General features: G+C 58.7%; 11 protein-coding genes. 7 read left to right on the top strand and 4 right to left on the bottom strand.

Annotated features, from left to right (window positions below):
• Positions 1–5: 5 nt before the first annotated feature.
• Positions 6–1097, bottom strand: coding sequence for a chorismate synthase (gene aroC, locus BKD70_RS17580; protein WP_047275808.1), 1092 nt, complete (start codon positions 1095–1097; stop codon positions 6–8).
• A 142-nt stretch (positions 1098–1239) separates the two neighbouring features.
• Here aroC and BKD70_RS17585 point away from each other — a divergent pair, with 142 nt between their 5' ends.
• Positions 1240–2205, top strand: a complete 966-nt coding sequence (locus BKD70_RS17585; protein WP_047275810.1) for an alpha/beta hydrolase — start codon at positions 1240–1242, stop codon at positions 2203–2205.
• 97 nt (positions 2206–2302) lie between these two features.
• Complete coding sequence (locus tag BKD70_RS17590; protein ID WP_047275812.1) at positions 2303–3094, top strand: hypothetical protein; 792 nt, start codon at positions 2303–2305, stop codon at positions 3092–3094.
• A gap of 71 nt (positions 3095–3165) precedes the next feature.
• On the opposite strand, the gene prmB is transcribed toward BKD70_RS17590, so the two are convergent.
• A complete protein-coding gene (gene prmB / locus BKD70_RS17595; RefSeq protein ID WP_047275814.1) occupies positions 3166–4074 on the bottom strand; it encodes a 50S ribosomal protein L3 N(5)-glutamine methyltransferase in 909 nt (302 codons plus the stop codon).
• Positions 4075–4334: 260 nt separating this feature from the next.
• On the opposite strand from prmB, the gene BKD70_RS17600 reads away from it, so the two are divergent.
• The 3 genes from BKD70_RS17600 to BKD70_RS17610 all read left to right on the top strand — a co-directional run bounded on the left by BKD70_RS17600 (position 4335) and on the right by BKD70_RS17610 (position 6015).
• Positions 4335–4925, top strand: a complete 591-nt coding sequence (locus tag BKD70_RS17600; RefSeq protein WP_047275815.1) for a cysteine hydrolase family protein — start codon at positions 4335–4337, stop codon at positions 4923–4925.
• A gap of 148 nt (positions 4926–5073) precedes the next feature.
• Positions 5074–5394 (top strand): hypothetical protein, encoded by a 321-nt coding sequence (locus BKD70_RS17605; protein WP_047275817.1) that lies wholly within the window; start codon positions 5074–5076, stop codon positions 5392–5394.
• Between the two features lie 63 nt (positions 5395–5457).
• A complete protein-coding gene (locus tag BKD70_RS17610) occupies positions 5458–6015 on the top strand; it encodes a Smr/MutS family protein (protein WP_047275818.1) in 558 nt (185 codons plus the stop codon).
• Positions 6016–6030: 15 nt separating this feature from the next.
• Here BKD70_RS17610 and BKD70_RS17615 read toward each other — a convergent pair whose 3' ends face one another.
• The gene (locus BKD70_RS17615; RefSeq protein WP_139047514.1) at positions 6031–7143 is read right to left on the bottom strand and encodes a lysozyme inhibitor LprI family protein; all 1113 of its coding nucleotides are present in this window, start codon (positions 7141–7143) and stop codon (positions 6031–6033) included.
• A 364-nt stretch (positions 7144–7507) separates the two neighbouring features.
• Between BKD70_RS17615 and folE the strand changes: the two genes are divergently transcribed.
• A complete protein-coding gene (gene folE, locus BKD70_RS17620; protein WP_047276193.1) occupies positions 7508–8053 on the top strand; it encodes a GTP cyclohydrolase I FolE in 546 nt (181 codons plus the stop codon).
• Positions 8054–8153: 100 nt separating this feature from the next.
• Positions 8154–8525, top strand: a complete 372-nt coding sequence (locus BKD70_RS17625) for a glutathione S-transferase N-terminal domain-containing protein (RefSeq protein ID WP_047275820.1) — start codon at positions 8154–8156, stop codon at positions 8523–8525.
• 102 nt (positions 8526–8627) lie between these two features.
• Here the strand turns inward: BKD70_RS17625 and BKD70_RS17630 are convergent, their stop codons facing one another.
• On the bottom strand, positions 8628–9230 hold the full coding sequence (locus BKD70_RS17630; protein WP_047275822.1) for a glutathione S-transferase family protein: 603 nt from the start codon (positions 9228–9230) through the stop codon (positions 8628–8630).
• Positions 9231–9238 lie beyond the last annotated feature (8 nt).

A 9238-nucleotide genomic window follows, 5' to 3' on the forward strand; every position in this document is an offset into this window, starting at 1 on the left:
CTGCATTACAACTGGCCCAGCACAGGCGTGCTGACACGCACGTCGGCGTTCTGGCCGCGATGGCGCAACAAATGGTCCATCAGCACAATGGCCATCATTGCTTCTGCGATGGGCGTGGCACGGATGCCGACACACGGGTCATGACGGCCTTTGGTGATGACATCCACCGGGTTGCCGTGCACATCAATCGAACGGCCGGGCGTGGTGATGCTCGACGTGGGCTTGAGGGCAAGGTGCGCCACGATAGGCTGGCCGGAGGAAATGCCACCCAGGATGCCACCGGCATTGTTGCTGAGGAACCCTTGGGGTGTCAGCTCGTCGCGATGCTCGGTACCGCGCTGGGCAACGCTGGCAAAACCGGCGCCGATTTCAATGCCCTTCACCGCGTTGATGCTCATCAGGGCATGGGCCAGCTCTGCATCCAGTCGGTCGAAAATCGGTTCGCCCAGGCCCGGTATCACGCCTTCGGCCACCACGGTGATCTTGGCGCCGACCGAGTCCTGATCGCGGCGCAATTGGTCCATGTAGGCTTCCAGCTCAGGCACTTTGTCCGGATCAGGGCTGAAGAACGCGTTTTCTTCGACGCTATCCCAGGTTTTGAACGGAATTTCAATCGGACCCAACTGGCTCATGTAGCCACGAATCACGATGCCCTGGGTGGCCAGGTACTTCTTGGCGATGGCACCGGCCGCCACGCGCATGGCCGTTTCGCGGGCCGAACTGCGGCCGCCGCCACGGTAGTCGCGTTCACCATATTTGTGGTGATAGGTGTAGTCGGCATGGGCCGGGCGAAACAGGTCTTTGATCGCCGAGTAGTCCTTGGACTTCTGGTCGGTGTTGCGGATCAGCAGGCCAATGGCGCATCCGGTGGTGCGACCTTCGAACACGCCGGACAGGATTTCGACTTCGTCCGCTTCCTGACGCTGCGTGGTGTGACGGCTGGTGCCCGGCTTGCGGCGGTCCAGGTCACGCTGCAGATCTTCAAGGGACAGCTCAAGCCCTGGCGGGCAGCCATCAACAATGGCGACCAACGCCGGGCCATGGCTTTCGCCAGCGGTGGTGACAGTGAACAGCTTGCCGTAGGTATTGCCGGACATGCAGGGCGCTCCGTGAAAATCAGCCGATCGGGCTCAGCCGGGATAACTAAGCGCGCCAGTATACGCAGGCTGCCCCAGTAGTTCATCCTCGAACCTTATTCATCCGGGTCTGTCCAACCGGCACTCAGTCATAGATGGCGAAATGATGTTCAGGATTCTGCTTGTGGTACTCACCCTCTTCAGTGGCGTGGCGAATGCTGCGTCCCCTTCCGTGCTGTTGCGCCCCATCGAGCTGAACACGCCTACGGGCACGCTGTATGGCTCGCTGGTATTGCCCAAAAGCGACAAGCCGGTGCCCGTGGTGCTGATCATTGCAGGTTCGGGCCCGACTGACCGCAACGGCAACAATACGCAGGGCGGACGCAATGACAGCCTGAAGAAACTCGCCTGGCGTCTTGCGCAAAACAACATTGCCAGCGTGCGCTTCGACAAGCGCGGTATCGCCCAAAGCCAGCCCGCTGCCCCGGACGAGCGCACCCTCAATCTTGACCAATACGTTACCGACGCCGTGGCGTGGGGCAACCTGCTCAAGGCCGATCCACGCTTTGCGGATGTGTTCGTGCTGGGCCACAGCGAGGGCGCGCTGATTGCCAGCCTGGCAGCCCCAGCCATGGACGCGGCAGGCGTGATCTCCATCGCAGGGACCGCGCGGCCCGTGGGCCAAGTGTTGCGCGAACAACTGCAACGCAACAACATGCCACCCGGCCTGCTGCAACGCAGCGTTGAGCTGATCCACACCCTTGAAAGCGGCCGCACTGACGACAACGTGCCCGAAGCGTTGCAAGTGATCTTCCGCCCCAGCGTGCAGCCCTACCTGATCAGCCTGTTGCGCTACGACCCGGCCAAGGCGTTCGCCGCTCTGAAAATGCCCGCCTTGATTATTCAGGGCACCCACGACATTCAGGTCGACGTCAACGACGCGCGACTGCTCAAGGCCGCCAAGCCGGACGCTGACCTGGCACTGATCGAGGGCATGAACCATGTCATGCGCATCGTCCCCATGGACATGAAACGTCAGGTGCAGTCCTACAACGATCCGAACCAGCGATTATCCAGTGAACTGGGTGACAGAATTGTGCGCTTTATCACTAAAGTCATCGATCGCTGATCGGGTAACCCTCCAGTCCTGCGCATAACGGCCGATAAGCCTATGTCGGCAGCCTTTGCTTTGCCGGCATACCGGGCTTGCACAGGATTTTGCCGTTATGACCGACACCCCACAAAAACCCGCCGAAGCTCAAGAGCCGGCGACTCCCGAAGCGCCCCCGCTCCCGTGGGCGGAGGTGCAACCCGAGCATTTCAAAATGCTGCGGCTTGCACCCCTGCAAACTGACCGCAATACCGGCGGCCGCCCCCTGCGCTTCGTGCAGTTCGGTTATGCCGAACGCCATAACAAAGAACATAGCCTGTTACGCATGAGCATCCTGTTGCCGGGTCAGCGCGTGCGCAAAGAACAAAACCAGCTCGACATCTGGGTCGACCATGACACCCAACGCGTCAGCATCAGCCCGCAAAGCGGCCTGCAAGTCGAACCGTGGAACCGTGGCATCGGCCGCTTCCTGATGGCTCAAGGCATTCTGTGGGCCCAGAAAAAATGGTCGAAATACAGCGTTGACGGCATGCCGCTGGCCAGCAAGGACGCATTGAACGAAGACACGCGCCTGCGCCGCGACCACTTTTTACGCATGCATGGGTTTGATGTGGTGTACGCCGATGCCCAACACTTGAAAGCCAGCATCGAAGGCGTCCAGGTGGGCGAGCTGCTGAACAACTGGAACACCGAAAAAGTACAGTTCGTGGAAATTCTTGAAGCCGCGCAAATGCTGCAACAGGCCGAGCAAACCTTGCAGGAACAGGAAGTCAAACTGCGCGAGAAAGAAGAAAAGGTCAGCAAGTTCCAGCGTGAAGACACCGGGCTGCGTTTCACCATCACGTGCCTGGTGGCGTTCGCCGTGTTTCAGGCCGGGCTGTTGATCTGGATTGCAACACACCGCTGACCTGCCCCAGATCACAGACTGCACCGGCGGCCTCACGTGCCCGCCGGATGCCGCCAGTAACAGCTCGGGGTCTACACTCGCGAGGCGAACAGCGCCTGATGGTCACGGCATTGCTCGGCAGTGAGCATGAACACGCCGTGACCGCCGCGCTCAAAGTCGAGCCAGGCAAAATCAACTTCCGGGTACAGCGATTCAACGTGCACCTGGCTGTTGCCCACTTCCACGATCAACAGGCCTTTCTCGGTCAAGTGATCGGCCGCCTCGGCCAGCATGCGCCGTACCAGGTTCAAACCATCGTCCCCACAGGCCAACCCAAGCTCAGGTTCGTGCTGGTACTCAGCAGGCATATCGGCGAAATCTTCCGCATCCACATACGGCGGATTGGACACGATCAGGTCGAAGCGCTGCCCCGGCAGCCCCTCAAAACCGTCGCCCTGCACGGTGTAGACACGCTCATCGACGCCGTGACGCTCAATGTTCTGGTTGGCCACTTCCAGCGCCTCAAACGACAGATCCGCCAACACCACTTCAGCGTTCTGGAACTCATAGGCGCAGGCAATACCGATACAACCCGACCCCGTGCACAAATCCAGAATACGAGCAGGTTCGGCACCCAGCCACGGCTCAAACCGTTTTTCAATCAACTCGCCAATCGGCGAGCGCGGGATCAGCACACGCTCATCCACGATGAAAGACATCCCGCAGAACCAGGCCTCGCCCAGCAAATAAGCGGTCGGAATGCGTTCTTCGATGCGACGCTTCAACAAATGTTGCAGGTTAACCAGCTCATCATCTTCAAGACGGCAGTCCAGATAGCTGTCAGCGATTTCCCACGGCAGGTTCAACGCACCCAGCACCAGTTGGCGGGCTTCGTCCCACGCATTGTCGGTGCCATGACCGAAGAACAGCTCTTCCCCATGAAAGTGGCTGACGGCCCAACGAATATGGTCGCGCAGTGTGCGCAGACGGGAAGTGATCAACGGACTTACTCCTCAAAATCGACCGACGATTCTATCAGTCAAACCCCGGCGCGGCCAAAGTTGTGCCCGGCGGTCGACCCCGCGAGCCAATTCGCGCATCGCAAACGCTGCACCTGGACGGTTTGGCACATTCCAACGACTCAAATACAGCGCTTGACACGGCTACAGCCCAGCATCCACGCCGTTTTCAAGAATGACCATTCACATAACCGTCCCGTCAGTGGAGAATGTCGCAAAAGCCCCACACAAAGGAGCCCCGAATGCCTGCTTTAAAAACGATGTTTCAACTGACCGGACGTGGTTATGCCGCTGCCACTCTGAACAATGCCAGCCTGTTGATCATCGATGCGCAAAACGAGTACCTGGAAGGCCCTCTGGCCTTGTCCGGCATGCCAGCAGCCACCGCCAACATCGCCTTGCTGCTCGAAGCCGCCCGTAAAGCCAAACGCCCCGTGGTTCATATCCGTCATCTGGGCACCGTCGGCGGCCTGTTTGACCCGCAAGGCGAGCGCGGTGCGTTCATCAAAGGCCTGGAGCCACAAGGCGACGAGGTGATTATCGAAAAGCGCATGCCCAATGCCTTCAACGACACCGGATTGCAAAAAGCCCTGGAAAACCTGGGCCCCCTGGATGTGATCGTCTGCGGGTTCATGAGCCATTCCAGCGTCAGCACCACGGTGCGTGCCGCCAAGGACTACGGCTTTCGCTGCACCCTGGTCGAAGACGCCTGCGCCACCCGCGACCTGCCGACCCGCGACGGCATCATCCCGGCCGTTGATGTGCAGCGTACGGAGATGGCCATCATGAACGACAACTTCGCCACCCTCGCCCGCACCCGTGATCTGATTTGATCTGACGCCCCACTGATAGGCGGCTGATGTTGACCGCCTATCCGTAACTCCCCTTTCCTACATACCTCACATCTATTTCCCATTCCATTCAGGAACAAGATGCGACTCTCCCGGTCGAAGGCCCGATACTCTTTAAGGAAAGATCGGAATGAAGATCTCCGATGGTTTTGATGCGCGACGTTTACGCCCCAAAGGCCCCAGCAACTGGCGTTCGCGTTTGGTACTGACGATTGCAGCGCTGATCACGCTGTGTGGCCTGCTGATGACACTGACCGGTCTGGCGAGCCTGATCGGGCATTCACCGGCCCTGGGTGAACTCAACGCCAGCCCCGCCGGGGCGGCCTTGATCGCGGGTCTGGGCTTGCTGGTGACCTGGCTTGGAGGATGGATGTGGCGCCGGCGCCGTCGTTACATGCGCCAACCGCTTGGGCTGAGCATGTCTGCGCACTTGATGAAAAAACACGATTAAGGCAGATCTGCCGCACGCGGGGCGTCGACTTCGGTAAACTGGCGCCCCTTCGCGGAGGCTGACATGCAAGACGACGACTTTTCCCTGTTCAAAAACGAAATCCGCGGCGTAAAGCCGATCAAACATGATCGCGCTGACACAGGCAAACCCAAGGCCGACCGGGCGCAACTGGCCAAGTTGCGGCAAAACGCAATTGTGCGCAGCAATGAGACCATCATTGACGGCTTGTCCGATCAGTTCGTGATTGATGTCGGCCCCGAAGATCACCTGCACTGGGCCCGGGACGGCGTGCAAGAAAGCCAGATGCGCAAGCTCAAACTGGGGCAGATCAGCTTTGAAGGCAGCCTTGACCTGCACGGCATGACCGTTGAAAAGGCCCGTGAAACACTGTGGGCCTTTTTGGCCGAAGCGACCCAGCTGGAAGTGCGCTGCGTGCGCGTCACCCACGGCAAGGCCGTACGCCTTGACGGCAAACGCCCGATGATCAAGAGCCACGTCAACACCTGGTTGCGCCAGCACTCCAAGGTGCTGGGCTTTTGCTCGTGCCAGGCCAAACATGGCGGCGCAGGCGCCGTCTATGTGATGCTCAAACGCACCATGATGGAAGGCCGCGACGAGTAACCTCCGCGGTTTGGCTCAGGCCCCCAACTCTTCTTTCTTCTTTTCGGACCACGTGTGGTCGCACTCGTCACACGCGTAGTCATAGCGATTGATGACAAAGGTCGTGTTCATAAAACGGGTATTGGTGCCGCGCGAATTTTTCTCTCGCACTTTGATTCGGCCTTTGAACCTATCCAGCTCTGCCTGCCCTGTGCAGTGAACATTCAAGCTTTTGCATGACGGGCAGCGGTGACGGATAAACCGATGCCAGACCCACCCGGCCACGATTGCGGCAAACACCAAACCTATCCAAAACAGCCATTGCCCTCTGGCCTGGCGCTCCTGATGCGCTACCGCCTGCTGCTGTCGCTCTTGCAGAGCGAGGGCGCGTGCCTGCTCCTGCGCCAAGTCGGCTTGCTGTTGCGCCAGCGCCTGCTGTTGCCGGGCTTGTTGCAGGGCATGCTGTTCGTTAGTGGCCTGGGCGATCCAGTATTTAAAGCGCGGGATACCGTCAATCACCTTTTGCAGGGCCTCAACGCGCAGTCGGTAGGTCGAGTCCTGATTAGGATCATTGGCCAAATTGCGCTGGGTATTCCATTCTCGAGCTTCGTGCAGCTCGACCTCCTTTTGCTGCTCCAAGCGGTATTTTAAATAGTCAAAATCTTCGTTATCCCAGCTCAGCACCGGCTTGCCAAAGAGTTTGCCCTGCGGATCGCGCCAGGCCGACTCACTCAACACCCCCTGCACGCTATAAAAATATTTGGGCTCGAACAGAATCGGTATCGGATTGTCAGCGGCCAATACCGGAGCGCTCGCGGTGCTGTGCGCAACATGCGCCGGCATCTCGGCAGTCTGGCCTGAAGGGACACCATTCAATGCAGCAAGCTGTTGCTCATAAACCCTTAGCAAGCAGGTTACATTTGCCGAACATTGTTCTCTCGGGCCGCGCAACCATGCCAGTTGCCGCGTTCTAACTTGAGCATCCTGAGCAAGCGCTGCGCGATAAGTCAGTGAAAGCTGCTCATCCAGCGCAGACAGCCTTGGGTTGCCACAAATGGCATATTCGACGAGGGTACTGGCGTGAGCGCAATCGAAGCTGGCTGCATTGCCTTGCGCCATCCCCAAGGCTAAAAACAGCCCGGACAGCACCCTTGGCGACCTGCGAAATAAAGCGTCCATTTCAGACTTGCATCCTTAATTGATAGTTGGCCAGCTCGAGATGCCATCATTTAGACATCAGCCGCGCATGCTATCGATTTCCTGTCGTGCAAACCATAACGGCAGAACGAATGTTCACTGCCCGTGCACCCATCGCCCGACCTAAGCTACTATGTGCGCCAAATGAAGGTACCCCCCTCATGGACCCGATCGCGATCGGGGGTCAGCGCCAGGGAGCAACGGCCTGTCAACGTGCCATCCGCGGTGACATCGTCCGCCCGCTCCGCCCCGAAACGCCTCATATGGGTACATGCACATCGAGTACCCCTCCGAAACCCACATGGAAAACAGCCCTGTGACATTGGAACAAAACTACACCGCCATCCTCGGTCAGCTTGGCGAAGACGTCTCCCGCGAAGGCTTGCTGGACACGCCCAAGCGCGCAGCCAAAGCCATGCAGTACCTGTGCCGCGGGTATGAGCAAACACTGGAAGAAGTCACCAACGGTGCCTTGTTCAGCTCTGACAACAGCGAAATGGTGCTGGTCAAGGACATCGAGTTGTATTCGCTGTGCGAACACCATCTGTTGCCGTTCATCGGCAAGGCCCACGTGGCTTACATTCCGAGCGGCAAGGTGCTGGGCCTGTCAAAGGTGGCACGTATCGTTGATATGTATGCTCGCCGCTTGCAGATCCAGGAAAACCTCAGCCGCCAGATTGCCGATGCCGTGTTGCAAGTCACTGGCGCACTGGGTGTGGCAGTGGTGATTGAAGCCAAGCACATGTGCATGATGATGCGCGGTGTCGAGAAGCAGAACTCGTCGATGATCACGTCGGTGATGCTCGGTGAGTTTCGCGACAATGCCGCGACGCGCAGCGAGTTTCTCAGTCTGATCAAGTAAAACCCGCGTCCCAAAAAACCGGCGCTCATCGCCGGTTTTTTTTCGCCCGCGTATTTCAGGTAAGCTGCGGGCCTTCTTTCTTGCCCATGAGGCTATTACTGTGTTTATCAAAGCGCTCCGCGTAGGCCTGGGTCAGCTGATTATCGCTGGCGATTTCCTGACCCGCCCCAGCAAAAAACAGCGCCCTGCCACCGCTCAGGCGCAGGTTGATCAAGCCGCCCAAGGCTTGACCCTGTACCAGTTCCACGCGTGCCCCTTTTGCGTCAAGACGCGCCGCACCTTGCGCCGCCTGAACGTGCCAGTGGCCTTGCGAGATGCGAAAAACAATGAGCAGGACCGTCAAACCCTGCTGGAGCAAGGCGGCAAGATCAAAGTCCCTTGCCTGCGTATTGAGGAAGGTGGCAAGACCACCTGGATGTACGAATCCAAGGTCATCATTGACTACCTGAACAACCGCTTCGCCAACGTCTGACACCCCGCCACCGGTCGTAGAGGCACGCAGGCTGCGGGCCTTTGGGGCATCGGCCACAGGCTCAAAAAACCGGCACATGGCCGGTTTTTCAGTGCGGGCAGTTCAGCCCAGCATCGTTACATGCCGCGGGTGACTGGCCACCCGTTGTAACCAGGCTTGAATGCTCGGGTAACCCGCCAGATCAAACCCGCCCTGATGAGCCACGTGGGTGTAGGCATACAGCGTCACATCAGCAATCGAATAGTGCTCACCCACCAGATACGGGGTGCGGGCCAGTTGCTGCTCCATGACGTCCAGCGCTTTGTACCCGCGCTTTTGCAATTTTCGGTACTCCTCAAGCCGCTCCTGGGGCAGCCCCAGGTAGAACTGAATGAAGCGCGCCACGGCAACATAAGGTTCATGGCTGTACTGCTCGAAAAACTGCCATTGCAGCACTTGGGTGCGCAAACGCGGCTCGGTCGGCAGGAACTCGCTACCGTCCGCCAGGTAGTTGAGGATCGCGTTGGATTCCCACAGGCACGTACCGTCCTCAAGCTCAAGGACAGGCACTTTGCCGTTAGGGTTTTTCGCCAGGAACGCCGGGGTTTCAGTCTCCCCGTTGAGAATGTCCACTGACTGCCATTCGTACTCAAGCCCCAACAGGTGCAGCATCAGCTTGATCTTGTAGCAGTTGCCCGAGTTGTAATCGCCATAAACCTTAAGCATCGCAAACC

Origin of the sequence: Pseudomonas sp. BS-2016 (genome assembly GCF_001806145.1) — a bacterium.
Taxonomy (GTDB): domain Bacteria; phylum Pseudomonadota; class Gammaproteobacteria; order Pseudomonadales; family Pseudomonadaceae; genus Aquipseudomonas; species Aquipseudomonas lundensis.